The following is a 25,317-nucleotide window of genomic DNA, read 5'->3' as shown; positions in this document are numbered from 1 at the left end:
GATCCTAGGCTGCCCGCATGACCACAGCACCGCCCAGCCCCCTGCCCGCGGACGCCGCCCTCACCCACGTGGAGATCGAGCCGAGCATCCTGTACTTCGGTACGCCGGTGGTGCTCCTGTCCACGGAGAATCCGGACGGCTCGTTCAACCTGGCCCCGATATCGTCCGCGTGGGCCCTGGGGCAGACCGTCGTCATCGGGCTGGGCGGCGAGGGGCAGACCGCTCGCAACCTCGCGAGCCGGCCCGAGCTGGTGATCAGCCTGCCGGCCCCGGCCCAGTGGCCGGCGGTGGAGCGGCTGGCGCCGCTCACCGGCCGGAACCCGGTGCCCCCGACCAAGCACGAGGGCTGCCGCTTCGAGCCGGACAAGTTCGCCGCCGCCGGCCTGACCGGCGAGCCGTCCCACCTGGTCCGGCCGCCGCGCGTCGCCGAATGCCCGATCCAGCTGGAGGCCCGCGCCGAGCGGGTCCTGCCGGACGTCTCCGGAGGATTCGTCATCGTGGAGGCCGTCGTGCGCAAGGTCCACGCCGACTCCCGCATCGTCCTTGCCGGCACCGACCACATCGACCCCGCCGCCTGGAGCCCCCTGATCTACAATTTCCGCCACTACTTCGGGCTCGGCCCGGAACTCGGCCACTCCTACCGGACCCGGACGCCGCGCGGTCCTGTCGATGCCCGCTGAGGTGTTCCGCACCCGCTGACGGATTCCGCACGCGCTGACGCGTGGACGACGGCCGGGGGCCGGGCGGCTGCCCGGCCGGGGTGCGAGGGGTGGGGGCCGGGGCTCCGCGTACTGGAGGCGAGCGGTTACGTTGGAGCCTGTTCCCGCCCGTGACCAGGAGACTCCTACCGTGCCCCCTGCTCCCTCCGTTGCCGCCGCGACGACTCCCTCACCGCCCGAGGTTCGCCGCGCGGTCCTGGCCACCGCCATCGCCTTCGCCGGCGCCGGCTTCGCCTTCGCCAGCTGGGCCTCGCGGATCCCCCAGGTCCGCGACCACCTGGACCTCTCGCCGGCGCGGCTGGGACTGGTCCTGCTCGCCATCGCCGCGGGGTCGCTGGTCGCGCTGCCGCTCGCGGGACCGGTGGTGCACCGCCTCGGGTCCAGGCGCACGGTGGCGGCGATGGCGGTGCTCATGGCCGTGAGCCTGCTGACCGTCGCGCTCGGCTATCTCGCCGGCCTCGCCCCGGTCGTCGCCGGGCTGTTCGTGCTCGGCTTCGCCAACGGCGCCTGGGACGTGGCCATGAACGTCCACGGAGCCGTGGTCGAGCAGCACCTGGGACGGTCGATCATGTCCCGCTTCCATGCCGGCTTCAGCCTGGGCACCGTCCTGGGAGCCCTCATCGGCGCGGCCATGGTGGCCCTGGGCGTTCCGGTCACGGCGCACCTGATCGCCGTCGGGGCCGTCGTCGCCTGCGCCGTTCCGTGGGGTGCGCGGATGTTCCTGAGCGAGGGCGCGGGGACGGCGGACGCGGGTGACGGGGATGCGTCCGAGGCCCCTGCCGCGCGCAGCGCCCTCGCCGCGTGGCGGGAACCGCGGACGCTGCTGATCGGCGTGTTCGTCCTCGCGTTCGCCTTCGCCGAGGGCACCGGAAACGACTGGGTCGGCATCGCCACCATCGACGGGTACGGCACGGTGGCGGCGGTCGGCACCCTGGCCTTCGCGGTGTTCCTGTCGGCGATGACGCTCGGGCGTTGGTTCGGGCCCGTGCTGCTGGACCGCTACGGCCGGGTGCCGGTGCTGCGGGTGCTGGTCGTGCTCGGGATCGCCGGCGTGCTGCTGTTCGTCTTCGCCCCCGCCACCCCGCTGGCCTTCGCGGGCGTGATCCTGTGGGGTCTGGGAGCGTCCCTGGGCTTCCCGGTCGGCATGAGCGCCGGCGCGGACGAGCCGGCGTACGCCGCGGGCCGGGTCAGCGTCATCGCCTCCATCGGGTACTGCGCGTTCCTGGCCGGTCCTCCCGCGGTCGGCCTGCTCGCCGACCACCTCACCATCCTTCGGGCGGTCGTCTGCGTCGCCGTCCTGTTCGGCATCGCGGCGCTCATCGCCGCGGTCGTGGCACCCCCCGCGGCACGCAAGGCGGCCCTTGAACCGGTGGGCGTGGCCGCTCCCGAGTGATCCCGGCCCGGGCCCGGCCGGGCACCGGCGACCGCCGAGCCTCGGCGACTGGATCACGCAGAGTATTGATCAGTCGCGGGGCCTGTCGGCAAGCTGTCTGGCGGGCGCGCGCACCCGCGGGCGGCCGGGCCCACCGTGACCGAACGATGAGCGAGGGGAACGACGTTGATCTGGCACGACCTGTGGAGCATCCAAATTCCGGCCGCAGAGAAGGTGCTGCGTACGGTGCTGGTCTACATCGGGCTGGCGCTGCTGCTGCGCCTCGGCGGCAAACGTGACCTCGCCCAACTCAACAGCTTCGACCTCGTCGTGATGCTGCTGCTGTCCAACGTCGTCCAGAACGCGGTCATCGGGAGCGACAACAGCCTCACCGGCGGCCTGCTCGGCGCGGCCGTCCTGGTCGCGCTCAACGCCGGCATGGTGCGCATGGTCAACCGCAGCCCCCGCCTGGTCCGGCTGTTCGAGGGGCGCCCCACGACGCTGATCCGCAACGGCCATGTGATCCAGAAGGCGCTGCACCGGCTGGGGTTGCGCCGCGCCGACGTCGTGGCGGCCTGCCGCCGCCAAGGAGCCGACCAGATCAGCGAGATCTCCGACGCCACCCTCTCCCCGGGCGGCGCCCTGGTCGTCACCCTCGACGAGGACCACCGCAACGCCACCATCGGCGACCTGCGTCGCGAGAACGAACGCCTGCTCACCCAGTTCCGGGACGAGCTCGCCAAACTCCAGGCCCGCCCGAACCCGCCGGCCGCCTAGCCCGGCCGGTCCGGCCGGGGCCGGTCCGTGCCCGGTGCAGATGGCCTGTTCGAGTGGTTGAGCCGCGACGCAGGCGGAGCGCGGGCCCCGGTGACCGGTCGGCGCATAGCGTGGCGGTGCGAGGACGCCGGTACGCGTGTCAACCATGTGGAGGCAGGCCATGAGCGCGGACACCAACGTCGCCACCATCAAGTCGGTCTACGACGCGTTCGGACGCGGCGACGTGCGGACCATCCTGAACGCGCTGAGCGACGACGTGAACTGGGCGACGGAGGCGGCGTCCACGGCCGTGCCGTGGTACGGCGTCCGCTCGGGCAAGTCCGAGGTGAGTGCCTTCTTCGAGCAGTTCGGCTCGACCATGGAGGTCGACGACTTCACTCCGCTGGCGTTCGCGGCGAACGAGACGGACGTCATGACCGTGGTCCGGATGAAGGCCCACCACCGGGCCAACGGCCGGACCATGGACATGCAGATGCACCATTGGTTCGCCTTCCGGGACGGCCTGATCGCCCACCACCGCGCGACTGAGGACACGGCCCAGGTCGAACTGCTCTTCCGCGCCTGAGCCCGCTCGGGACGCCGGACCGGAACGGCCGGGCCGGCGGCGCGGTGACGCCGCGGGCCGGCCGCAGCCCTGGTGTGGGGCGCCGGCGCCGGGCATGACACCAGGGTTCATATCCAGCCACTCCCGCCCCGGCCGAGGGCATACTTCGGCCCGGCCGCGGCCCGGCGCCCGCTGCGCCCGGTGGCCCTTCGGGATGGCCCGTCACAGCTACTGCCTGCGGCTTTGTGCTGCGGCCGTCCATGGCGGGTCGGCCGGCGGCGTGGGGCGGCCGGTATCCGGTGGCCCGGGGTAAGGACTCCGTCCGGCAGCAGATGGCCGAAATAGAGTTGTGACCTAGGAGCCCCTTCCCTGAAGCGTGACGTGTGACATATCACTGTGCCACGGCAATCTAAGCGGAGGCACTCCGATGAACAGTTTGCGTATCTCCGGCACCGTGGCTGTGACCGCCACCGCCCTCCTCCTCGTCAGCTCCTGCGGAGTCGCCGACTCGGCCGGCTCCAAGGGCGGGACACTCAAGGTCGCCGTCCTCGCGGCATCCAGCCAGAACGGCTACAACCAGGCTGTCTACAAGGGCGTCCAGCAGGCCGCCGCAGCGTCTGGCAAGAAGGTCTCCCTCAAGCTTCTCGACGGCCAGTTCGACTCGAACACCCAGCTGTCGCAGCTCCAGAACGTCACCAGCACCGGCGGCTACGACGGCGTCGTCGTGGTCCCCAACGACGGCGTCGGCCTGGCGGCGGCGTTCCCGCTGCCCAAGAAGATCCCGGTCGCCACCGTGCTCAACCCGATCGGGCCGGACATCACCAAGATGGAGCCGCAGGTCGACGGCGTGGTCACCACCGTCGCCGTGTCCCCGGTCACCGCCGCGCAGCAGCAGGCCGACGGCGTCGTCACCTACTGCGCCAACATCAGTCCCTGCAACGTGGTGCTGCTGGTCGGCAACCTGTCGACGCCGCTCGACGTGGCGCGCCGCGACGCCTACAAGAAGGTGCTGGGCACCCACTCCAACATCAAGGTGGTCAGCACGGTCGAGGGCCAGTACGACCGGGACACCTCGCTCAAGGCGATCAGCAACGTGCTCCAGGCCCACAAGGACATCAACGTCATCCTGTCGAACGCCGACCAGGAGGCCGCCGGCGCCCAGATCGCGCTGCAGAACGCGGGCGTCAAGCCCGGCAGCATCTACCTGACCGGCGCCGGCGGCACCAAGGACGCCGTGGCCGCCGTCCGAGCCGGCACCTGGAAGGCGGACTACGTCAACTTCCCGGTGAGCATGGGCAAGTCGGCGATGGAGCAGCTGATCAAGGCGATGGACGGCGGCAAGGCGCAGGCCGTCGTCAACGCGGACCAGGTCGGCGCGACCGAGCCGTACGCGACCAAGGAGACGCTGGCCAAGACCCCGGACTTCACCGGCGAATGGAACGGCTGACGCCGATGGCCAACGCCCAGCCGGTCCTCGAACTGGCCGGCATCTCCAAGCGGTTCGGCGGCACACTGGCCCTGGACGACATCGACCTGGCGGTGCACGCGGGCAGCGTGCACGCCCTGGTCGGCGAGAACGGGGCCGGGAAGTCCACCCTCGGCAAGATCGCGGCCGGGGTCCACTCGCCCGACTCCGGGCAGATCTTCGTCGACGGCCGGCCCGTCGGGCGCTGGGACACGGTACGCGCGCAGCGGCGCGGGCTCGTGATGATCGCGCAGGAACTGTCGCTCGTCCGCGACCTGACGGTGGCCCAGAACGTGTTCCTGGGGATCGAGCAGAGCCGGTTCGGCGTGCTCCGGCGCGACCAGCGCCGCAGGTTCGCCGAACTCGACGCGATCACCGGATTCGGCATCGCTCCCGAGACACGGGTGGGCGACCTGCGCATCGCCGACCAGCAGAAGGTCGAGATCCTGCGCGCCCTGGCCCGCGAGGCCAAGGTGATCGTGATGGACGAGCCGACCTCCTCGCTCACCGCGCACGAGACCCAGCGGCTGCACGAGGTCATCCGCCATCTCACGGCACAGGGACGGGCGGTCGTCTACGTCTCGCACTTCCTCGACGCCGTGCTCGAAGTCAGCGACACCGTCACGGTGTTGCGCGACGGCCGCAGGATCCGCACCGCGCCCGCGGCGGGCCAGACCAAGGCTTCGCTGGTGGAGGCGATGCTCGGCCGGGAACTCGCCGTCTCGTTCCCGCCGCTGCCGCCCGCGCCCGACCCGGGTGTGGCACCGCTGCTCACGGTCGAGGGGCTGGCCAGCGACGCGGGAGTGAAGGGGGCCTCGTTCGAGGTGCGGCCGGGCGAGATCGTCGGGCTGCTGGGGCTGGTCGGCTCCGGGCGCACGGAGATCGCCCGTGCCCTGATCGGCGCGGACCGGGTCACCGCCGGAAGCGTCACCCTGGCCGGGCGCGCGCTCGGCCGCACGACGCCCCGGCGGAGCCGCGACGCGGGCCTGGTGCTGGTCCCCGAGGACCGGCACGGCCAGGGCCTGGTGCTCCAGCGCAGCGTCACCGAGAACATCACGCTCCCCTCGCTGGGCCGCTTCTCGCGGTTCGGCGTGATCGACCGGCGGGCCGTCGGCAGGCAGGTGGACGAGCTGGTCCGCCGCCTGGAGTTGCGCCCGGCCAAGCCCGAACTGCCGGTGCAGGGCTTCTCCGGCGGCAACCAGCAGAAGGCGCTGATCGCCAAGTGGCTCGTCGGCGAACCGAAGTTGGTGATCCTCGACGAGCCGACCCGCGGCGTCGACGTCGGCGCGAAGCTCGCCATCTACGAGCTCATCGCCGACCTGGCGGCCCGCGGCATCGGAGTGCTGCTGATCTCCTCGGAGCACGAGGAGGTGCTCGGTCTCGCCCACCGGGCCCACCTGGTCAGCCGCGGCGAGGTGCTCGACGAGGTGAACCCGCGCAGCCTGGCCGTCGAAGACGTCCTGCGGCGGCTGTTCGATGTCGCCGGCCCGGCCGGAACCGGCGAAGAAGGAAAGGCAAAGGAGTCCGTCCAATGACCGCCACCGAAACCGCGCCCGACGCCGGGGCAGGCGCCGCCGTCCGCACCGGCACCCCGCTCGGACCGCGCGTCATCGCCTTCGCCGGGGACTACGCGGCGCTGATCCTGCTGGTCGCGGTGTTCGTGACCCTGTCGATCATCTCGTCGTCGTTCCTGTCCTTCACGAACGTCATGAACATCCTCAACCAGAACACGCCGCTCGCGATCATCGCCGTGGCCGGTACGTTCGTGATCGTCTCGGGGGCGTTCGACCTCTCCACGGCGGCGATGTACGCGGTGGTGAGCGTGGTCGCCGCGTCGATCGCCACGTCCACCGGCAGCACCTGGCTGGCGCTGCTCGCCGCACCGGTCCTGGGATTGGTGATGGGCGCGCTCAACGGGCTCGCCGTGACGAGGCTGAACGTGCACTCGTTCCTCGCCACGCTGGCCTCCAGCCTCGTCTACAAGGCCGTCGCCGTGCTCGTCACCGGCGGTTCGCTGATCACCGTGACCGACAGCGGGTTCTCCAAGCTCGGACGCGGCCAGGTCGGCGGGGTCTTCTACTCGGTCCTCATCCTGCTGGCCGTCTTCGCCATCGCCTGGGTGCTGCTCAACGGCACGGTCTTCGGCCGCCATGTGTTCGCCGTCGGCGGCAACCCGGACGCGGCCCACCTGTCCGGCGTGCGGGTGGACCGGGTGAAGGTCATCGTGTTCGCGCTCAGCGGCCTGGCCGTCGGCATCGCCGGAGCGATCGGCGTCTCCCGCCTCGCCTCCGGCCAGCCGCAGGCCGGCACCGGTCTGGAACTCCAGGCCATCGCCGCGATCATCCTCGGCGGCAGCAGCATCTACGGCGGTGTCGGCGCGGTCTGGCGCTCGCTGACCGGTGTCTTCCTGATCGCCCTGATCGGCAACGGCTTCGACATCCTCAACATCAATCCGCAGATGAAAGACCTGGTCACGGGCGTCATCATCCTCGCCGCGGTGGCACTCGCGGCAGCCGACCGCCGTCGGCGCTGACCCCCTCCCACGAACGTAGAAAGGTTCGACATGGCCGAAGTGCGCATCGCTGTCGACGTCGGCGGCACCTTCACCGACGTGGTGAAACTCGCCCCGGAAAGCGGGGAGTTGCGGTTCGAGAAGGTGGCCACCACCCCCGCCGAGCCCACCAAGGGGGTGCTCGCGGCCTTCGCCGCCGCCGACGCCGTGCTGAGCGAGGTGACGACCTTCAACCACGGCTCCACGCTGGGCCTCAACTCGCTGCTGACGCGCACCGGCGCCAAGGTGGCGGTGGTGGCCACCGCGGGTTTCCGTGACGTCTACCTGCTCGGGCGCACCGACCGGCGACCGATGTACGCGCTCACCTACCGCAAGCCCGAAGCCCTGCTGAAGCGGCGCGACACCTTCGAGGTGGTCGAGCGCTCGCTGTTCGACGGCAGCGTCGCCACCCCGTTCGACGAGGCCGGCGCCCGCGCGGTCGCCGCCGAGATCGCCGCCGGCGGCTATCAGGCGGTCGCGGTCGCCTTCCTGCACGCGTACGCGAACCCGGCGCACGAACTCGCCATGCGCGAGGTGCTGCACGAGGTCGCCCCCGGTGTCGAAGTGACGCTCTCGCACGAACTGTCCGGCGAGTACCGGGAGTACGAGCGCACCTCGACCGCCGTGCTCGACGCGTACATCAAGCCGATCATGCGGACCTACCTCGAAGCCCTGACCAGGCGGCTGGACGAGGGCGGCTTCACCGGCCGGTTCCTGATGTCCCGTTCCGGCGGCGGCGCGATGACGGCCGCGACGGCCACCCGGCAGCCGGTCAACCTGATCCTGTCGGGTCCGGCCGGAGGCGTCGTCGGCGCCGCCTCGCTGGCCAAGGTGATCGACGTCCCCAACCTGATCACCATCGACATGGGCGGCACCAGCCTGGACGCCTCGCTGGTCCTCGACGGCGAGCCGGTGCTGCACCAGGGCGCCGAGTTCGAGGGCCTGCCCATCAACACCACGTCCCTGAACATCCACACCATCGGCGCGGGCGGCGGCTCGATCGCCTGGCTGGACGCCGCCGGTGCGCTCCAGGTCGGTCCGCAGAGCGCCGGGGCCTCCCCGGGGCCGGCCGCGTACGGGCGCGGCGGCACCCAACCCACCTTCACCGACGCCGCCCTGGTCCTCGGCTACATGGGCAGCGACCTGCCGCTCGGCGGCTCGCTGGTGCTCGACCACGACCTCGCCGCCAAGTCGCTGCAGCCGGTCGCCGACCAGCTCGGGATGAGCCTGACCACGGTGGCCCGCGGCATCGTCCGCATCTCGACCACCAAGATCGTCGGCGCGGTCCGCGCGATCACCGTCGAACTCGGCCGCGACCCCAAGGACTTCGCGCTGCTCTCGTTCGGGGGCGGCGGCGGCCTGGTCGCCGTGGACGTGGCGCGCGAACTCGGCATCCCGACCGTCATCGTGCCCCCCGGGCAGGGCGCGTTCTCCGCGCTGGGCATGCTGATGGCCGACGTGCAGCACGACTACGCGCGCACCGACGTGCTCCCGCTGGACTCCACCCCGGACGCGTACTTCGACGAGGCGTTCACCGCGATGGAGGCCGAGGCGAACGCGGCCCTGGACGAGGAGGGCTTCGGCCCGGAGCACCGCGCCCTGCACCGCTCGGTCGACCTCCGCTACTCCGGCCAGGAACACGCGGCGACGGTGCCCCACCCGGCCGAGAACGCCGCCGAGGGCCTCGCCGAGAGCTTCCGCGAACTCCACGAACGCCTCTACGGCCACGTCATGGACGACCCGGTCGAGATCGTGACGCTGCGGCTGCGCGCGGTCGGCCTGGTCGACAAGCCCGCATGGCCCCTGCACCCCGAACGCACCTCCGGGGAACCGCCGGTGCTGGGCCGGCGCCAGGTCTTCGCCCACTCCGACACCGGAGTGCCGTACCGCCTGGTCAGCCGGGAGTCGCTGCTCGCCGGCGACGTCGTCGACGGCCCCGCCGTCGTCGCCGAGCACACCGCCACCACCGTGCTGCACGCCGGCGACCGGCTGCGCGTCGCCGAGCACGGCGAACTCGTCATCAGCGTCAAGGCGGAGGAGAAGGACCAGTGACCGACGCGATCACCCTCGAGGTCATCCGGCACGCCATGCTCGCCACCGCGGAGGAGATGGCCCGCAACCTGTGCCGGACGGCGTACAACACCGTGGTCTACGAGATCCACGACTACGGCATCGGCGTGCACGACGCGAACGGCGACGTCGTCGCCGACGCCCCCGGCATCGCGATCTTCACCCGCGGCAACGACCACGGCATCCACCGGGCGATCGAGCACATCGGCGCCGGGAACATGGCCCCCGGCGACGTGTTCCTGCTCAACTACCCCTACTGGTCGTCCGCGCACACGCTGGACACCCTCGTCTTCGCACCCATCCACGTCGACGAGCGGCTGATCGGCTTCGCCTCCTGCCGCATCCACGTCCTCGACCTGAAGCAGAAGAACCCCGGGTACGTCCTCGACTCGACCGACATGTACGAGGAGGGCATGTTCTTCCCGGGCTCGCGCCTCTACCGCGCGGGCGTGTACAACCAGGAGATCTTCGACATCATCCGCTTCAACTCGCGGATGCCCGAGCGGACCATCGGCGACCTGCAGGCCCAGGTGTCGGCCTGCGTGACCGGAGTGCGGCGCACCCAGGAACTCGCCGCCCAGCACGGCACCGACGTCCTCGTCGCCGCGATGGAGTCGATCAACGACCACGGCGAGCGGCTGGCCCGGCTGGCCCTGGCCCAGCTGCCGCGCGGCACCTGGAGCGCCACCGACATCGTCGACTCCGACGGCGTCGACACCGACCGCGAGATCCTCCTCAAGGCCACGGTCACCATCACCGAGGACGAGTTCGTCGTCGACTGGACCGGCAGCGAACGCGACGTACGCGGACCCATCAACCTGCCGCTGGGCCAGACGATCGCGCTGTCCAGCCTCGTGTTCAAGGCACTGACCACGCCGGACACCCCAGTGGTGGCGGGCAACTTCGCCCCGTTGCGGGTCGTCACCGACCCCGGCAGCGTGATGCACGCCGTGCCGCCGATGCCCACCTTCACCCTGTGGACCGGCCTGCTCGCGGGCGAGGTGATCCTCAAGGCGCTGGCGCAGGGCATGCCGCACCTCGTCCCCGCCTGCTCCGGCGGCGACGTCTCGTCGATGATGGGGCTCGGGACGAACCCGCGCACCGGCCAGCCCTGGCTCGAAGCGACCAACGAGGCCGTCGGGTTCGGCGGACACCTCGGCGGCGACGGCGAGGACGGCATCATGCACCTGTCCGAGCCGGGATGCCGCAACAACCCGGTCGAGGTGCTGGAACAGAAGTCGCCGATGTTCATCGAACGCTACGGCTACGTCCCGGACACCGCCGGCCCCGGCAGGCACCGCGGCGGCGTCGGCGTCCAGCGCGTCTACCGGTTCACCGCACCCTCGACCGGCATCGCGCTGGTCTACCGCACCAAGTCGGCACCCTGGCCGGTCGACGGCGGCGAGCCCGCGACCCCCGCGAGCATCGTGCTCAACCCGGGCACCGACCGCGAGGTCGTCACCCGCGGCAGCTACAACGCGCTGGAGGCGGGGGACGTGCTGGCCAACATCACCGGCGGCGGGGGCGGTTACGGGCCCGCGTCCGAACGCGACCCGGCGAAGGTGCTGGAGGACGTGATCGACGGCTTCGTGTCCGTCGAGGCGGCCCGCTCCGCCTACGGGGTCGTGATCACCGCACAGCCCTGGGCGGTCGACGCCCAGGCCACCGCCGAACTGCGGGCGGCCCGATGACCGCCGTCGACCTCGTCATCACCGACGCGCTGCTGCACGAGGCGGAACCCGCCGAGGCCGACGTGGTCGTCAATGATGGGCGGATCGTGGCCGTGGGCCCCGGCGCGGCCGGGGGCCACACGGCCGCACGGACGCTCGCCGCCCGAGGGGCTTCGCTCGTGCCGGGACTCATCGACGCGCACTTCCACGCCTACGCGACCAGCCTCGACGCGTGGCGGCTGGAGAACGCGCCGCTCAGCTATGCGGCCCTGGCCGGCGCCCGGAGACTGAGCCGGGCGCTGCACCGGGGATTCACCACGGTCCGCGACGTCGCGGGAGGCGACGCCGGACTCGACCAGGCGATCGCCGATGGGCTGATCGAGTCCCCCCGCTACCTGTGGACCGGCCCGGCGATGAGCCAGACCGGCGGCCACGGCGACCCGCGCGCGGCCGACACCGACATCTGCTTCCACGCCGGGCCCATGAACCAGGTCGTCGACGGAGTGGACGAGCTGCGGGTCGCGGCCCGCGACCGGTTCCGCCGCGGCGCCCACGCGCTGAAGATCATGACCTCCGGCGGTGTGGTGTCGCCCACCGACCCGATCAGGGTGCCGCAGTACTCGGCCGAGGAGATCCAGGCGGTCACCGAGGAGGCCGGGCGCCGGGGCTCCTACGTCGCCGCACACGCCTACTCGCCCGAGGCGATCCGGCACTCGATCGACAACGGCGTGCGCTCCATCGAGCACGGCAACCTGCTGGACGAGGACACGGCCGCCGCGATGGCCGCGGCAGGCGCCTTCCTGGTGCCGACCCTCGTGGCCTACGACGCGATGGCCCGGCGCTGGCAGGAGGTGGACCTCAGCCCGGTCCAGCGCGCCAAGAACGCCGAGGTGCTGGACTCCGGCCTCGTCGCGGTGCGACGCGCCCTGCAGGCCGGCGTCCGGGTCGGCTTCGGCACCGACCTGATGGGCGACCTGGAGGACGACCAGCTGCGCGGGCTGAGGCTCCAGGCCGACGCGATCGGCTGGCAGGCGGCCCTGCGCTCGGCGACCAGGGTGAACGCGGAACTCATCGGCCGGCCCGACCTGGGCCGGGTGGAGGTGGGCGCGACCGCCGACCTGCTCCTGCTGGACGGCCCGCTCACCGACGACCAGAGCCTGCTGTGGGACGGGACGAGGAGCCGCACCGTGGTGCAGGGCGGAGTGCCCAAGTGACCACCGTTCCCCGCCTCTCCTGCCTGGTCCTGCCCGACAACGACCCGGCGGAGTTCCTGGCCCGGGTCCGCGACGCGGAGCAGGCCGGCGTGCGCACCGTCTGGACGTACGACCACCTGTCCTGGCGCGACCTGGCCGACGGCCCCTGGTTCGGCACGGTGCCGCTGCTCGCGGCGGCGGCCGGCGCGACCTCCACCGTCCGCATCGGCGCGCAGGTGGCCACGCCCAACTTCCGCCACCCGGTGCCGTTCGCGAAGGAGGTCATGACCCTCGACCACGTGGCCGCGGGCCGCCTCGACCTGGGGGTGGGCGCCGGCGCGGAGGACGCGGACGCCCGCGTGCTCGGCCAGACGCCGCTGTCCCGGAAGGAGCGCGCCGACCGTTTCGAGGAGTGGGCGACGCTGCTCGCGACCCTGCTGGAGCAGGACCGCACCGACTTCCGCGGGACCTACTACGGCGCCAGGGACGCGCGCATGATCCCGGGCTGCGTCCAGACGCCCCGGGTGCCGCTGACCGTCGCCGCGACGGGCCCGCGGAGCATGCGGCTGGCGGCGCTCCTGGGCTCGTCCTGGGTGACGTACGGGCCCTACCGGCAGACACCGGCGCCGCAGGAGTGGCTGGCGGCGATCGCCGAGCAGAACCGGAACCTGGACACCGCGATCGCCGCCGTGGCGCCCGGCAAACAGGTCCGGCGCATCGCCCAGGTGGCGCTCGACGAGACCCGCCCGTTCCGGGACGCGGACACCTACCGGCGGTTCGCCGAGGACGTGGCAGCGGCCGGATTCGACGAACTCACCGTGCACTGGCCACGCCCCGACGGCCGGGGAGTGCCGGCCGCCGCGCTCGACGTGGTGGTGGCCACCCACAGCGGGGCCGGGCAGCCGCCGGCCTGAGGCCGCTTTGGGCGACGGCGGTCGGACGGGAGGAGTGAGCGATCCGTAAAATGCGCCATTGCACCGAGAAGGATTGGCCGTTGATGGGTGATGGGGAAATTCATGGTGACTGAGGACAGCACACCCCTGGGGCTGCTCGTGCCCGCGAGCAGCCTGCGCGAGCGGGTCGAGGAGGCGATCGCCGCCGCCATCGTCTCCGGCCAGATGCCTGCCGGTGAGGTGTTCTCAGCTCCGACGCTCGCCGCTCGCTTCGGAGTCTCGGCCACGCCGGTCCGCGAGGCGATGCTCAACCTCGCCAAGCGCGGCATGGTCGAGATCCTCCGCAACAAGGGCTTCCGCGTCACCGCGGTGAGCGAGGACGAACTCCGCGCGATCGTCGACGTGCGCCAGCTGCTGGAAGCACCGGCGGTCAGGCGGCTCGCGGGCCGGCTCACCCGAGCCGACCTGGCCCACCTGCGTGCCCTGGCCGAGGAGATCGTGCGCGGCGCCCGCGACGCGGACCTGGCCCACTACCTCCAGTCCGACACCACCTTCCACCTCACCCTGCTGAAGCTGGCCGGCAACATGAGGCTCCACGACATCGTCGCCGACCTGCGCGCGCAGACGCGCCTGACCGGCCTGGCCGGTCTGGTGGCGACCGAGGAACTCCAGGCGTCGGCACGCGAACACCTCGACATGCTCGACCTCCTGGAGGCGGGGTCCGCCGAGGAGTGCGAGCGGCTCATGGTCACGCACATCGGCCATGTACTGGGCTGGTGGGCCGGCCACTCGGAGACCTGACGGCCGGCCGGCCGCCGTACGGCGTCGGGCGGCGGCCGGCCCGGACACCGGAGGCTCAGGGCTTGCGGGCGACCGCTCCGTACATCGCGATCTGCTCGTCCCTGACCTCCGGGTCCACGGCGTCGTCCGCCCGCCAGCGGTGGACCTGGACGACGCCCGGGTCCACCAGTTCCAGCCCCTGGAAGTACTCCTGCGCCTCGGCGTGGGTCCGCAGCCGCATCGGCATGCCCCGCGCGGTGTACTCGGCGTTCACCCGGCCGACCTCCTCCGGGGCGAAGTCGGCGGTGCCGATGGACATCGCCAGGTAACTGCCGGAGGGCAGCGGGTCGAGCAGCCGGCGGACGATGCCGACCGGGTCGTCCTCGTCCATGATCAGGTGGACGATCGCGATGATCGTCAGACCGACGGGCCGCCCGAGGTCGATCGTCTCGCGGAACTGCGGCGATTCGAGGATGGCGGCGGGATCCCTCATGTCCGCCTCGATGTACTTGGTCCGCCCCTCCGGAGTGCTGGAGGACAGGCCCTCCGACAGCGTGAGCACGATCGGGTCGTTGTCCACGTACACCACCCGCGCGTCGGGGGAGGTGGACTGGGCGACCTCGTGCACGTTCGGCCGGGTGGGGATGCCGGTGCCGATGTCCACGAACTGCCGGATGCCCGCCTCCCGCGCCAGATAGCGCGTGGCGCGGTGCATGAACTTCCGGTTCTCCAGCATGTGCGGCACGATCGCGGGCCACACCTCCACCATGGCGTCGCCCGCCTCCCGGTCGGGCGGGTAGTAGTCCTTGCCACCCAGGATGTAGTCGTACACCCGTGCCGGATGCGGGTTCTTCGTGTCGATACGGTCTGCCGGCCAGCCGTTCTCAGGCACGCTGTCCTCCGGATTCCTCGTCGTGGTGCGGCGTCGTGCGGGGTGATGCGGTGTGCTGGGTCATGGCGAGGGGGTGCGCGGCCCGATGCGCCGCCGCAACACGGATCACTGCTGGAGCAGGAAGTCGGCGGCACCGGCCTTGGCACCCCGGATGAAGCTCTCGATCTCCCGGCGCTGGTAGATCAGCGCGGGACCGCCGGGGTCGGTGGACTGCCGCAGCGCCACCCGGCCGTCGGGCAGCCTCATCGCCTCGACGCACGCGCCGCCGGCGTCGTCGCTCCACGGCTTGCACCAGCCGTGGGGCCCGAGTTCGGCGGCACTCATGCCGTTGCGGATGTGGTCCACGTCAGAGCTCCTTGCGTAGGGCACGAAGCAGTGCCGCGGTCTTCTTCTCCTGCGCGGCCTGCGCGGCGAGCCGGTCCATGGCCTCGCGGTAGGCGGAGACCTCGTCCCGCTTGTCGAGGTAGGCCGACCCGACCAGGCCGCCCAGATAGACGACGTCGGGCAGTTCCGCGGCCTCGAACCGGAAGAGCTGGAACGCGCCGGCCCGGGTGGCCGGGTGCGGCCCGTTGGTGAAGGGCATCAGCTGCAGCCGGACGTTCGGGAGCGTGCCGATCTCCAGCAGGTGGTCGATCTGGGCGCGCATCACCTTCGCGCCGCCGACCGGCCAGTGCAGCACGGTCTCGTCCATCACCGCCCACAGCAGCGGGGGCCGCTCCCGGGTGAGGATGCGCTGGCGGCCCAGCCGCAGGGCGACCCGGCGCTCGATGTCCTCGGCCGACGCCTGGGGGTCGCCCGCGCCGAGCAACGCGGTGGCGTACTCCTCGGTCTGCAGCAGGCCCGGAACGAACTGGGCCTCGTAGGCCCGGATGTGCACGGCGGCCTGCTCCAGGCTGAGATACGCGCCGAACCAGTCGGGCATCACGTCGCGGTAGGTGTGCCACCAGCCGTGCTTGTTGGCCTCGCGGGAGAGTTCGAGGAAGGCATCGATCTCGGCGGAGTCCGAGACGCCGTACGTCCGCAGCAGCTTCTCGACGTCGGAGAGGCGCAGGCGGGCGACTTTGGCCTGCTCCATCCGGCGGATCGTGGAGTGGCTGACGCCGATGGTCGCGCCGGCCTGCTCGAAGGAGATGCCCGCGCGGGAACGCAACTGCTCCAACTGCCGTCCCAGGATCATGCGCAGCACCGTGGGAGGGCCGCCGCCCCACCCGTTGTCGGTGGCCGCCATCCGCTACCTCCCCGTGCGCACGTCCCGTCCCGCCGCAGTTTGCCACGAGGCTCCGCAGGGTGGCCTGCCCCGGCGCATTGTGCGAATTGCACTTTGTGGCTTGCGAGTTGAGGATGGCAACACCATAGTGGGAGGACCGGGAGCAGCCGATCGGCACGTGACGACCGCCACGATCCCTCCACAGGTTCGTGCGTCCCTCACGCCGTCGTCGCGGACACGCCGTCACCCAGGCGATGACGCCGTCGGCCGGGCCCGGCGGCGATGCGGCTGGTCGCTGCCAGCAACCCCCCCACACACACGGCCCCGATGAGAGGCGACGGACATGGCTCCCTTAGCGGGCATCCGACCCCCACAAATCCCCTCGCCGCGCCGGAGCGGCGAGGCGTATGCCGCCCTCCGCCGGAACATCGGCCGCGCACGGTCGATGGCGCGCGGGGGGCAGACCCCGTCCGCTCGGCAGCGGATCGAGGTGCCGACCTCGGCCGGGTTCCCGGCCGGAACCGCCTGCGACGTGGTCGAGACGTCCGCCGAGCACGGCCTTCGGATCCTCGACTGCCTGCCCAACTCCGGTTGCGTGCTCACCCATGGCGACCAGTGGTCGTGGATCGTGCCCACGGGTTCCGACATCGATGTGGAGTGGCCGTCGATCGCCCGCTACCTGGCCGGCGCGGCCGTCGCGGCCCCGGAGGGCGAGGCCCGCGCCGGCGGTGCCGGCGGCCGCGGCCGCCTCCACCTGCCGGACCGGCAGGTCCCGTACACGCACCCGATCCTGCTGTACTTCGCGGTCTGCACCATCGCCGGGGTGCAGCCGGCGATGACTGTCAAATAGCCGTTCCGCCCATCGGCGATGACCGTCAAGTAGCCGTCGCCACGCGGCGATCCGGTAGGTGCTCCGCGCGCCACGCCCCGCCGCTCAGTCGACCACCGGCCGCCGCCCGCCGGCCGTGGACTCGCCGACCTCCAGCCGGTACGGGGCCACGTGCACGGTGTGGCGCGGCGGGGTCGCCGCGCCGATGCGGTCGGCCAGCGAGGTGACGGCCAGTGAGGCGATGGCCGCCTTGTCGGGCACCACCGTCGTCAGCGACGGGGTGGCGTACCGGCCCTCCTCGCTGCCGTCGACACTGGCGACGGCGGTGTCCCCGGGTACCGCGAGACCGGCCTCGTGGAAGGCGCGGATCACGCCGACGGCCAGCATGTCGTTGAAGCAGAACACCGCGTCCGGGCGGCTCCCGGCCGGGAGGGCGGCGAGCGTACGTCCGGCCCGCAGCCCGCTGCGCCGGTCGAACTCCGCGACCGGCGGGGCGAGTCGGGGATCGTAGGGGACGCTCGCCTCGTGCAGGGCGAGTTGGAAGCCCTCCAGGCGCTGCCGGCTGGTCGCCGAGCCCTGCCGGTCCACGCCGACGGCGGCCAACCGCTTCCTGCCGAGCGAGACGAGGTGGGCGGTGGCCTCGCGCGCCGCGGCCACGTTGTCGATCAGGACGTGGTCGGCGTCGACCTGCTCGCGGCCGTCCTCGCGCTCGCCCAGCAGCACCAGCGGGAAACCGGCCGTGGTGGCGGCGAGTTGGTCGAAGGGTACCCGGAGCGGGGAGAGGATCACGCCGTCCAGCAGGGCCGCGCCGAGCCCGCTGGCCAGCCGCAGCTCCTCGCGGGCGTCTCCCAGCGTCTCCTCGATCAGCACCGTCAGCCCGATCCGGGACGCCTGTGTCCGCACGTGGTGGGCGAGTTCGGCGAAGTAGGGCGTGGCCAGGAACGGCACCGCCAGGGCGATCAGCCCGCTGCGGCCGGTACGCAGCCGCACCGCCGACGGGTTGGGGCGGTACCCCAGTTCGCTCACCGCGGCCATGACGCGTTCCCGGGTGGCGGGAGCCACTTTCGCCATCCCGCGTACAACGTTGGAAACAGTCTTGACGGAGACGCCCGCCCGGTCGGCGACGTCCTTGAGCGTCACTGCGGTCACGTACCTGCCCCTTCTCGAAGGTGCCTCATTGTAGGGCAGTTCATCGCAGACCGTTCCCCCGGTGACCGCATCAAGGAGTCGGGCCGTGCACAAAGGGTTGACCGCCCGCGCACCCGCTGGTTACAACGTTGGAACAGCAGGGGCGGAGGAGCCGTCGGCTCACCCTTCCGGGGGCTCCGTGCGCCCTCGTGCCAGGGACGCGTGGCGGACCGCCGCCGCGCCCCAGGCGATCGAGCGGCAGACGGACACCCCGTCTCCGTCCCGCTCGTGACGTACCGTCAGCCTCACGAGAGGGCCCGTATGTCCCCGGATCGCCCGAACCTCCCGCTGCGCACCGCCGTGGTGGGCACCGGATCCATCGCCCGAGGAAGCCACCTGCCCGCGCTCGCCACCCTGGCCGGCGAGGGAGCGGTGGAGACCGTCGCCGTCGTCGACATCGCCGGGGAGGCGGCCCGCGCCGCCGCCGAGGAGTTCGCCGTGGCACGCGCCTTCACCGACCTGGACGCCATGCTCGCCGAGGTGCGCCCCGACCTGGTGGTGCTCTGCACCCCGCCCTCCCTCCACCGGGATCAGGCCGTCGCCGCGGTGCGCTCCGGCGCCCACGTGTGGTGCGAGAAGCCACCGTGCCCCTCGCTCGCCGACTACGACGCCGTGTCGGCGGCCGCCGAGGGCGGGCCAGGGGGCCCCGCCACCGCCTTCGTCTTCCAGCACCGGTTCGGCTCCGGCGCGCGCCACGTGCGGCGCCTGCTGTGCGAGGGCGCCTTCGGCCGGCCGCTGGTCGCGCACTGCCAGACCACCTGGTACCGCGGCGCCGACTACTACGCCGTGCCGTGGCGCGGCCGCTGGGACACCGAGGGCGGTGGCCCCGCCATGGGCCACGGCATCCACCAGACCGACCTGCTGCTGGACCTGTTGGGCCCGTGGCGGGAGATCCGCGCGATGGCCGCCCGGCTGGTCCACGACGTGCAGACCGAGGACGTCTCCACCGCCCAGGTCCGGTTCGCGAGCGGCGCGGTCGCCACCGTCGTCAACAGCGTGCTCAGCCCCGACGAGGTCAGCCGGATCAGGATCGACTGCGAGCGGGCCACCATCGAGCTCACCCACCTCTACGGCTACCGCAACGCCGACTGGCGGATCACCCCCGCCCCCGGCGTCCCGCAGGAGACGGTCCTGGCCTGGAACGACTTCGGACCCGACGAGCCCAGCTCCCATCTGGCCCAGCTCCGCGCCCTGGTGGCCGACATCCGGTCCGGCACCCCCCATCCGACCAGCGGCGAGGGCGGCCGGCGCACCGTCGAGTTCACCGCCGCGCTCTACAAGTCCGCCTTCACCGACGCCACCGTCCGGGCCGGCGAGATCGGCCCCGGCGACCCGTTCTACGCCGCCATGCACGGCGGCAGCCCCGACCGGCTGCCCGCCGTCGCCCCCGAGGAGGAGCAGGCCGCATGACGCTCGCGCTGACCCATGTCCACGACGACCGGATCACCGTGACCCACCCCGCCAGCGGAACCGAGCTGTTCGCCTACGTCTACCGCCCGGAGGCCGCCTGGGAGGCGCCCAAGCCCTACCTCCACCCGATCCGCACCCTCGGCGGCGGCCTGGTCACCGACTACCGCCCCAACGACCACCGCTGGCACAAGGGGCTCCAGCTCACCGCCTCCCACCTGTCGGGCCAGAACCTGTGGGGCGGCAACACCTACGTCCACGGCGAGGGCTACGTGGCGCTGCCCGAGCGGGTCGGCTCGATGGCGCACGCCGGGTTCGACGAGGTGTCGTCCGGGCCGGACGGCGTGGTGATCGCCGAGCGCCTGACCTGGCACCCGCACGACGGCTCGCTCTGGGCCGAGGAGGACCGCAGGATCGAGGCCCGGGCCGACACCGAGGGCGGCAGCTGGACCCTGACCTGGACCTCCGCGGTCACCAACCGGCGCCCCGAGCCGCTGCGTTTCGGCAGCCCCACCACCGCCGGGCGCCCCGACGCCGGCTACACCGGGCTGTTCTGGCGCGGCCCCCGGGCGTTCCGCGGCGGGCACGCCTTCACCGCCGGCGCCGGCAGCGCCGAGCGCGACCTGATGGGCGAGCAGGCCCCCTGGCTCGCCTACTCCGGCGAGCACGCCTTCACCGCCGGCGCCGGCAGCGCCGAGCGCGACCTGATGGGCGAGCAGGCCCCCTGGCTCGCCTACTCCGGCGAGCACGACGGCCGCGACGGGCACGCCACCCTCGTCTTCGAGCACGCGCCCGGCAACGACCACGCGGGCGAGAAGGGCACCCACCCCGCCCACTGGTTCGTCCGCGCCGAACCGTTCGCCGCCGTCGCCCCGTCCTTCGCCTTCCACGAGGAACTGGTCCTGGAGCCCGGCGAGGTGCTGGCCCGCTCCTACCGCGTCCACGTCGCCGACGGCGCCTGGGACCGCGCGGCGGTCACCGCGCACCTGGAGCGGCACCCATGGTGACCGCGGCCTACGACGGGTTCCCCGGCGCGGTCGCGGTCTCCCTGCTGGACGTCTACGACTGGCCGACCGTCGACGGACGGCCCGGCGGCGGCACCCCGCACCTCCACCTGACGTGCAGCGAGGGCTATGTGGTGACGGACGGCGAGGGCAGCGTGCAGACCCTCACCACCTCCGGGTTCGAGGAGACCCCGCTCCGCGCCGGCACGGTGGCCTGGTTCACCCCCGGCACCATCCACCGGCTGGTCAACGACGGCGGGCTGCGGATCACCGTCATCATGCAGAACAGCGGGCTCCCCGAAGCGGGCGACGCGGTCCTCACCCTGCCCCCGGACCGGCTCACCGACCCCGGCACCTACGCGGCGGCGGTCCGGCTCCCCACCCGGGGAAGCGAGCAGGACCAGGCCGCCGCGGCCCGCTCCCGTCGCGACCTCGCCACCCGCCGCTTCCTCGCGCTGCGGGACGCGGCCGCCGCAGGCGACCCGGAACCGCTCGCCGCCTTCCACCGCGCCGCGGCCGAGCTGGTGCGCCCCCGCCTCGCCGACTGGGAGCGCCGCTGGCACGAGGGCGCCCGCGCGGCCGCCACCGCCACCCGCGCTCAGCTGGCCGCCCTCGGCGCCGGCGACCCAGGCCACCTGGCCGCGGCCCGCACCCGGGCCGGCGGCCCCACCGCGACCGGACGGTTCGGCATGTGCGGCCGTCTCGACGTCTACCACGCCGCGTGAGCTGAGCGACCGGACCGTCCCCACGCCGTGCCGGACCCCGCGGGCCACGCGGGATCGGCCGGACACGGCCCCGCCCCCGTCCGGCGGCGCCGCCCACCGTCGCGCGCCAACGCCCCACCCATCCACCAGGGAAAGGCCACCATGCCCGAACCCCGAAGCGGCCGGCGCCGGTTACCCCGCCGCCGGGCGGTCACCACGGCGGTCGCCGCCGGATGCAGCACCGTCCTGCTCGCCGCACTCACCGCCTGCGGCGCCACCGGCGCCGCGGGCCACCACATCACCCTCACCTTCACCTGGTGGGGCAACGACAACCGGCAGGCCCGCACCGAGAAGGCGGTGCACCTGTTCGAGAAGGAGCACCCGGACATCAGCGTCCAGATGTCCAACGCCGACTTCGGCTCCTACAAGCAGCGGCTGGCCACCCAGGCCGCCGGCGGCGGCATACCGGACCTCGCGCAGCTGGACTACCGCCAGATCTCCCAGTTCGCCACCGGCGGCGCGCTGCTCCCGCTGGACCGGTACGTCGCGGACGGCACCCTGCACACCGGCGAGATGGACCCGCCCCTGGTGGGCACCGGCCGCCTCGACGGCAAGCAGTACGCACTGCCGATGGGCCGCGGCATCACCGGCTACGTCTACGACGCCACCGTCTTCGAGCAGGCCGGCATCCCGGCGCCCCAGCCCTCCTGGACCTGGCAGGACTGGGCCGACGCCGACGCGAGGATTGCCGCCATGAAGCTGAAGTCCCCCGACGGGCGGACCGTGGCGGGCGCCAACGACGGCGGCAGCAACGAGGACGTCTTCGAGGACTGGCTCCGCAGCCACGGCAAGCAGCTCTACGCCGGCCCCACCAAGCTCGGCTACACCGAGCAGGACCTCGCCGCGTTCTGGACCTTCTGCCACACGCTCCAGAAGTCCGGTGCGCTGGTCTCGGCCAAGGACAGCGCGCAGGCCGACGCGACGGGCATCAGCGCCTTCAGCCGCGGACTGGACGCCCTCGACTACTCCTGGGACGCCACCTTCACCGGCTTCACCAGCCCGACCGGGCACACGATGCGCTACGCCCCGGTCCCGACCGTCGACGGCAGGGCCGGCTCCTACTTCAAGCCGACCATGCTCATCGGGATCGGCGCGCACTCCCACCACCCCGCGGCCGCCGCCCAGTTGATGGACTTCCTGCTCAACGACCCGCAGGCCGGCGACATCCTGGGCGTCACCCGGTCCCAGCCGCCCAACCGGAAGATCGCCGCTGAGGTGGACGGCAAGCTCAGCGGGCCGGACCTGAAGGTGTGGCAGTTCGACGAGGTGATGCAGAAGTACGGCGTGCAGCCGCCGCCGGCGGCGCCTCCCAAGGGCGACGTGGCGATCGAGAGCGCCTTCGTCCGCGAGTACCAGCGGGTGGAGTTCGGGCTGGCGTCGCCCGCGAAGGCAGCCCACGAACTGGTCGTCCAGGCGAAGCAGGAGCTGGAGTCATGAGCGTCTCGCAGATCGACGTGACCGGGCCTGCCGGGCGGGCGGCGGACCGGACGGGACGGGGCCGTCGCACCCGTCGCACCCGTCGCGGCCGGGAGGCCCGCTGGCCCGCCTACGTGTTCCTCACCCCGTGGATGATCGGCGCGGTCGCGGTGACGCTGGTGCCGATGGCGGTCTCCCTCTACCTCTCCTTCACCAGTTACGACATGTTCAGCGCCCCGCACTGGGTGGGCCTGCGCAACTACACGGAGATGCTGACCAAGGACCCGCGGTTCTGGCGGTCGGTGCTGACCACGCTGAAGTACGTGGTGATCGCCGTCCCGTTGAAGCTCGCGCTCGCGCTCGGCGCCGCGCTGCTGCTCAAGCGGCTCAGCAGCCGGGGCCGGGGCTTCTACCGGTCGGCGTTCTATGCCCCGTCGCTGCTCGGCGCGAGCATGTCCATCGCCCTGGTGTTCCGCGCGCTGTTCAACGACGGCGGCACGATCGACAAGGTGCTCGGCACCTTCGGCATCCACCTCGGCAGTTGGGTCGGCAACCCGCACCTGGCCACATATGTCGTGGTGCTGCTGACCGTCTGGCAGTTCGGCGCCCCCATGGTCATCTTCCTGGCCGGCCTCCAGCAGATCTCGCCGGAGCTGTACGAGGCCGCGGCACTCGACGGAGCAGGCCCCTGGCGGCAGTTCGTGTCCGTCACGGTGCCGATGCTCTCGCCGGTCGTCTTCTTCAACCTGGTGCTGGAGATGATCCAGTCCTTCCAGGTCTTCACCCCCGCCTTCGTGGTCAGCGGCGGCAACGGCGGACCGGCGGACTCGACCCTCTTCTACACGCTCTACCTCTACGAGCGCGGGTTCACCGCCTCGCACATGGGCTACGCGTCGGCCATGGCCTGGCTGATGCTGCTCGCCATCGCGGCCGTCACCGCGGTGATGTTCAAGGTCTCCCGGTCCTGGGTGTTCTACGCGGACGAGGCGGAATGATGAACCTGACCCTGCGGCGCTGGCTGCCCCACACGGTCGCGCTGATCGCGCTGATCGCCCTGCTGTACCCGCTGCTGTGGCTGCTGGTGACCTCGGTGAAGCCGGCCGACGAGGTGGTGACCAGCGTCGACCTGTGGCCCCGGCACTTCGAATGGAGCAACTACGGCACCGCGCTGGACGGCGTCTCGGGCGTCTCGGTGCCCCGGCTGCTCGGCAACAGCCTGCTGATCAGCCTCGGTGCGGTAGTCGGGAACGTCGTGTCCTGCTCGCTGGCAGCCTACGCCTTCGCCCGGCTGCGGTTCCGGATGCGCGGGCCGATGTTCGCGTTCACCGTGGCCACGCTGATGCTGCCGCAGCACGTGGTGCTGATCCCGCAGTACATCATCTTCAACAAGCTCGGCATGACGAACACCTACTGGCCGCTCGTCCTGCCCAAGTTCCTCGCGGTGGAGGCGTTCTTCGTCTTCCTCATCGTGCAGTTCATGCGGAACCTGCCGAGGGACCTGGAGGAGGCGGCGCGGATCGACGGCTGCGGCCCGTTCCGCTCGTTCTTCCACATCATCCTGCCGCTGAGCCGCCCGGCTTTGATCACCACCGCGATCTTCTCGTTCATCTGGTCCTGGAACGACTTCTTCGCGCAGATGATCTACCTGTTCTCGCCGGACAAGGCGACGATCACGCTGGCGCTGCGCAACTTCGTCGACCAGTCGAGCACCTCCGCCTACGGGCCCATGTTCGCCATGTCGGTGATCTCCGTCCTGCCCATCGTGCTGTTCTTCCTGGTCTTCCAGCGCTATCTGGTGCAGGGCATGGCCACGTCCGGACTGAAGAGCTGAGGAGGACCGTTGAGTCACGTACCCGCGGACGCCCGCCGCGCCCGGCGCGAGCCGGGCGAGGTGTTCGGCTCCGGCTTCACCCTGTTCGCCGACATGCTGCTGGTGGGCGTGGTCACGGCGGTGGCCTGCCTGCCGGTGGTCACCGCCCCGGCCGCGCTGTCCGCCGCCTGCGCCGTGCTCCGCCGGACCGCCGGCAGCGGTGTGCAGGTCAAGGCGGCCGACCTGGTGACCGCCCTGAGGGCCCGTCTGACCCTGCCCGCGCTCGCCAAGGGCCTGGTGCCGCCCGCGTTCGGCGTGCTGCTCCTGCTCGACGGGGAACTGCTGCGCTCCGGTCTGCCCGGGTCGGCCGTGATGGCGCCGGTCCTGCTGCTGCTCGCACTCGGCGGCGCCGCCGTCGGCCTGCGCGCCGTCGCCCTCGACATCCCGCACCGGCTCTCCGGCCGCGAGGCACTGACCCGCTCCCTGGCCGACCCCCGCGGCACCGCCCTCCTGTCGGGCGCTGTGCTCCTGGCCGCCCTTCTCCTGTGGGCCATCCCCGTCCTGCTTCCCCTCCTCCCAGGCCCCCTCGCCCTGGCCGCCACCGCCGTCGACCTCCGCACCCCCACCCACCGCCCGAACCCCTGACCGGCGCCATGGGCGCTGCCTGTCCATGGGTGCCCAGTGCCCATCAAGCCCATCCCGCCCCTACATCCGCGAGGATGAGATCCACGCGGCCCACCCGACCCCCTCACGGGACATGTTGGGC

At 72.2% G+C, this 25,317-nt stretch carries 24 protein-coding genes; 20 read left to right on the top strand and 4 right to left on the bottom strand.

Annotated elements, in window-relative coordinates; translation table 11 throughout:
- Positions 1-17: 17 nt before the first annotated feature.
- From ACH4TG_RS16680 to ACH4TG_RS16625, 12 genes are all read left to right on the top strand, one after another.
- On the top strand, positions 18-680 hold the full coding sequence (locus tag ACH4TG_RS16680) for a flavin reductase family protein (RefSeq protein ID WP_398243018.1): 663 nt from the start codon (positions 18-20) through the stop codon (positions 678-680).
- Positions 681-849: 169 nt separating this feature from the next.
- Positions 850-2,112 carry an MFS transporter gene (locus ACH4TG_RS16675; RefSeq protein WP_398243017.1) on the top strand — a complete coding sequence of 421 codons (1,263 nt, stop codon included), beginning with the start codon at positions 850-852 and terminating at the stop codon, positions 2,110-2,112.
- A gap of 165 nt (positions 2,113-2,277) precedes the next feature.
- Positions 2,278-2,868: a DUF421 domain-containing protein gene (locus tag ACH4TG_RS16670; RefSeq protein WP_398243016.1), complete on the top strand. Its 591-nt coding sequence runs from the start codon at positions 2,278-2,280 to the stop codon at positions 2,866-2,868.
- 160 nt (positions 2,869-3,028) lie between these two features.
- Complete coding sequence (locus tag ACH4TG_RS16665) at positions 3,029-3,433, top strand: nuclear transport factor 2 family protein (RefSeq protein WP_398243015.1); 405 nt, start codon at positions 3,029-3,031, stop codon at positions 3,431-3,433.
- A 406-nt stretch (positions 3,434-3,839) separates the two neighbouring features.
- A complete protein-coding gene (locus ACH4TG_RS16660) occupies positions 3,840-4,859 on the top strand; it encodes a sugar ABC transporter substrate-binding protein (protein ID WP_398243014.1) in 1,020 nt (339 codons plus the stop codon).
- The gene (locus ACH4TG_RS16655) at positions 4,847-6,412 is read left to right on the top strand and encodes a sugar ABC transporter ATP-binding protein (RefSeq protein WP_398243013.1); all 1,566 of its coding nucleotides are present in this window, start codon (positions 4,847-4,849) and stop codon (positions 6,410-6,412) included. Before ACH4TG_RS16660 ends, ACH4TG_RS16655 begins: the two co-directional genes overlap by 13 nt.
- Entirely contained in the window at positions 6,409-7,410 is a 1,002-nt protein-coding gene (locus ACH4TG_RS16650) for an ABC transporter permease (RefSeq protein ID WP_398243012.1), read from the top strand. Before ACH4TG_RS16655 ends, ACH4TG_RS16650 begins: the two co-directional genes overlap by 4 nt.
- Positions 7,411-7,440: 30 nt before the next feature.
- Entirely contained in the window at positions 7,441-9,480 is a 2,040-nt protein-coding gene (locus ACH4TG_RS16645; protein ID WP_398243011.1) for a hydantoinase/oxoprolinase family protein, read from the top strand.
- Positions 9,477-11,189 carry a hydantoinase B/oxoprolinase family protein gene (locus ACH4TG_RS16640; RefSeq protein ID WP_398243010.1) on the top strand — a complete coding sequence of 571 codons (1,713 nt, stop codon included), beginning with the start codon at positions 9,477-9,479 and terminating at the stop codon, positions 11,187-11,189. Before ACH4TG_RS16645 ends, ACH4TG_RS16640 begins: the two co-directional genes overlap by 4 nt.
- Positions 11,186-12,382, top strand: coding sequence for an amidohydrolase family protein (locus tag ACH4TG_RS16635; RefSeq protein WP_398243009.1), 1,197 nt, complete (start codon positions 11,186-11,188; stop codon positions 12,380-12,382). Before ACH4TG_RS16640 ends, ACH4TG_RS16635 begins: the two co-directional genes overlap by 4 nt.
- Positions 12,379-13,275, top strand: coding sequence for an LLM class flavin-dependent oxidoreductase (locus tag ACH4TG_RS16630; RefSeq protein ID WP_398243008.1), 897 nt, complete (start codon positions 12,379-12,381; stop codon positions 13,273-13,275). The genes ACH4TG_RS16635 and ACH4TG_RS16630 overlap by 4 nt, the downstream gene beginning before the upstream one ends.
- 102 nt (positions 13,276-13,377) lie before the next feature.
- Positions 13,378-14,055: a GntR family transcriptional regulator gene (locus tag ACH4TG_RS16625; protein ID WP_398243007.1), complete on the top strand. Its 678-nt coding sequence runs from the start codon at positions 13,378-13,380 to the stop codon at positions 14,053-14,055.
- Positions 14,056-14,110: 55 nt separating this feature from the next.
- Here ACH4TG_RS16625 and ACH4TG_RS16620 read toward each other — a convergent pair whose 3' ends face one another.
- From ACH4TG_RS16620 to ACH4TG_RS16610, 3 genes are all read right to left on the bottom strand, one after another.
- Complete coding sequence (locus tag ACH4TG_RS16620) at positions 14,111-14,926, bottom strand: SAM-dependent methyltransferase (RefSeq protein WP_398243006.1); 816 nt, start codon at positions 14,924-14,926, stop codon at positions 14,111-14,113.
- 105 nt (positions 14,927-15,031) lie between these two features.
- Positions 15,032-15,271: a DUF397 domain-containing protein gene (locus tag ACH4TG_RS16615; RefSeq protein WP_398243005.1), complete on the bottom strand. Its 240-nt coding sequence runs from the start codon at positions 15,269-15,271 to the stop codon at positions 15,032-15,034.
- 1 nt (position 15,272) lies between these two features.
- Positions 15,273-16,154: a helix-turn-helix domain-containing protein gene (locus ACH4TG_RS16610; RefSeq protein WP_398243004.1), complete on the bottom strand. Its 882-nt coding sequence runs from the start codon at positions 16,152-16,154 to the stop codon at positions 15,273-15,275.
- A 424-nt stretch (positions 16,155-16,578) separates the two neighbouring features.
- Here ACH4TG_RS16610 and ACH4TG_RS16605 point away from each other — a divergent pair, with 424 nt between their 5' ends.
- A complete protein-coding gene (locus tag ACH4TG_RS16605) occupies positions 16,579-16,983 on the top strand; it encodes a hypothetical protein (RefSeq protein ID WP_398243003.1) in 405 nt (134 codons plus the stop codon).
- Positions 16,984-17,067: 84 nt separating this feature from the next.
- Here ACH4TG_RS16605 and ACH4TG_RS16600 read toward each other — a convergent pair whose 3' ends face one another.
- Positions 17,068-18,111: a LacI family DNA-binding transcriptional regulator gene (locus tag ACH4TG_RS16600; RefSeq protein WP_398243002.1), complete on the bottom strand. Its 1,044-nt coding sequence runs from the start codon at positions 18,109-18,111 to the stop codon at positions 17,068-17,070.
- Between the two features lie 300 nt (positions 18,112-18,411).
- Here ACH4TG_RS16600 and ACH4TG_RS16595 point away from each other — a divergent pair, with 300 nt between their 5' ends.
- The 7 genes from ACH4TG_RS16595 (at position 18,412) to ACH4TG_RS16565 (ending at position 25,196) form a co-directional block, all read left to right on the top strand.
- Positions 18,412-19,560: a Gfo/Idh/MocA family protein gene (locus tag ACH4TG_RS16595; protein ID WP_398243001.1), complete on the top strand. Its 1,149-nt coding sequence runs from the start codon at positions 18,412-18,414 to the stop codon at positions 19,558-19,560.
- Positions 19,557-20,564, top strand: coding sequence for a PmoA family protein (locus tag ACH4TG_RS16590; protein ID WP_398243000.1), 1,008 nt, complete (start codon positions 19,557-19,559; stop codon positions 20,562-20,564). Before ACH4TG_RS16595 ends, ACH4TG_RS16590 begins: the two co-directional genes overlap by 4 nt.
- A complete protein-coding gene (locus ACH4TG_RS16585) occupies positions 20,558-21,286 on the top strand; it encodes a cupin domain-containing protein (RefSeq protein ID WP_398242998.1) in 729 nt (242 codons plus the stop codon). Before ACH4TG_RS16590 ends, ACH4TG_RS16585 begins: the two co-directional genes overlap by 7 nt.
- A 141-nt stretch (positions 21,287-21,427) precedes the next feature.
- Positions 21,428-22,762 carry an ABC transporter substrate-binding protein gene (locus ACH4TG_RS16580; RefSeq protein ID WP_398242996.1) on the top strand — a complete coding sequence of 445 codons (1,335 nt, stop codon included), beginning with the start codon at positions 21,428-21,430 and terminating at the stop codon, positions 22,760-22,762.
- On the top strand, positions 22,759-23,736 hold the full coding sequence (locus ACH4TG_RS16575) for a carbohydrate ABC transporter permease (protein ID WP_398242995.1): 978 nt from the start codon (positions 22,759-22,761) through the stop codon (positions 23,734-23,736). Before ACH4TG_RS16580 ends, ACH4TG_RS16575 begins: the two co-directional genes overlap by 4 nt.
- On the top strand, positions 23,736-24,572 hold the full coding sequence (locus ACH4TG_RS16570; RefSeq protein WP_398243057.1) for a carbohydrate ABC transporter permease: 837 nt from the start codon (positions 23,736-23,738) through the stop codon (positions 24,570-24,572). Before ACH4TG_RS16575 ends, ACH4TG_RS16570 begins: the two co-directional genes overlap by 1 nt.
- 9 nt (positions 24,573-24,581) lie before the next feature.
- Positions 24,582-25,196 (top strand): hypothetical protein, encoded by a 615-nt coding sequence (locus ACH4TG_RS16565; RefSeq protein ID WP_398242994.1) that lies wholly within the window; start codon positions 24,582-24,584, stop codon positions 25,194-25,196.
- Positions 25,197-25,317: the final 121 nt, after the last annotated feature.

Source organism: Streptomyces sp. NPDC020917 (assembly GCF_044333795.1).
Lineage (GTDB): Bacteria > Actinomycetota > Actinomycetes > Streptomycetales > Streptomycetaceae > Actinacidiphila.
The sequence above is the reverse complement of the archived record's forward strand: the minus strand, read 5'-3'. Positions and strand labels throughout refer to the sequence as shown.

Coding starts and splice junctions, on each gene's coding strand:
- ACH4TG_RS16680 (WP_398243018.1), top strand. CDS start 18: ATGACCACAGCACCGCCCAGCCCCCTGCCCGCGGACGCCGCCCTCACC.
- ACH4TG_RS16665 (WP_398243015.1), top strand. CDS start 3,029: ATGAGCGCGGACACCAACGTCGCCACCATCAAGTCGGTCTACGACGCG.
- ACH4TG_RS16660 (WP_398243014.1), top strand. CDS start 3,840: ATGAACAGTTTGCGTATCTCCGGCACCGTGGCTGTGACCGCCACCGCC.
- ACH4TG_RS16655 (WP_398243013.1), top strand. CDS start 4,847: ATGGAACGGCTGACGCCGATGGCCAACGCCCAGCCGGTCCTCGAACTG.
- ACH4TG_RS16650 (WP_398243012.1), top strand. CDS start 6,409: ATGACCGCCACCGAAACCGCGCCCGACGCCGGGGCAGGCGCCGCCGTC.
- ACH4TG_RS16645 (WP_398243011.1), top strand. CDS start 7,441: ATGGCCGAAGTGCGCATCGCTGTCGACGTCGGCGGCACCTTCACCGAC.
- ACH4TG_RS16635 (WP_398243009.1), top strand. CDS start 11,186: ATGACCGCCGTCGACCTCGTCATCACCGACGCGCTGCTGCACGAGGCG.
- ACH4TG_RS16625 (WP_398243007.1), top strand. CDS start 13,378: ATGGTGACTGAGGACAGCACACCCCTGGGGCTGCTCGTGCCCGCGAGC.
- ACH4TG_RS16610 (WP_398243004.1), bottom strand. CDS start 16,154: ATGGCGGCCACCGACAACGGGTGGGGCGGCGGCCCTCCCACGGTGCTG.
- ACH4TG_RS16605 (WP_398243003.1), top strand. CDS start 16,579: ATGGCGCGCGGGGGGCAGACCCCGTCCGCTCGGCAGCGGATCGAGGTG.
- ACH4TG_RS16595 (WP_398243001.1), top strand. CDS start 18,412: ATGTCCCCGGATCGCCCGAACCTCCCGCTGCGCACCGCCGTGGTGGGC.
- ACH4TG_RS16590 (WP_398243000.1), top strand. CDS start 19,557: ATGACGCTCGCGCTGACCCATGTCCACGACGACCGGATCACCGTGACC.
- ACH4TG_RS16585 (WP_398242998.1), top strand. CDS start 20,558: ATGGTGACCGCGGCCTACGACGGGTTCCCCGGCGCGGTCGCGGTCTCC.
- ACH4TG_RS16580 (WP_398242996.1), top strand. CDS start 21,428: ATGCCCGAACCCCGAAGCGGCCGGCGCCGGTTACCCCGCCGCCGGGCG.
- ACH4TG_RS16575 (WP_398242995.1), top strand. CDS start 22,759: ATGAGCGTCTCGCAGATCGACGTGACCGGGCCTGCCGGGCGGGCGGCG.
- ACH4TG_RS16570 (WP_398243057.1), top strand. CDS start 23,736: ATGAACCTGACCCTGCGGCGCTGGCTGCCCCACACGGTCGCGCTGATC.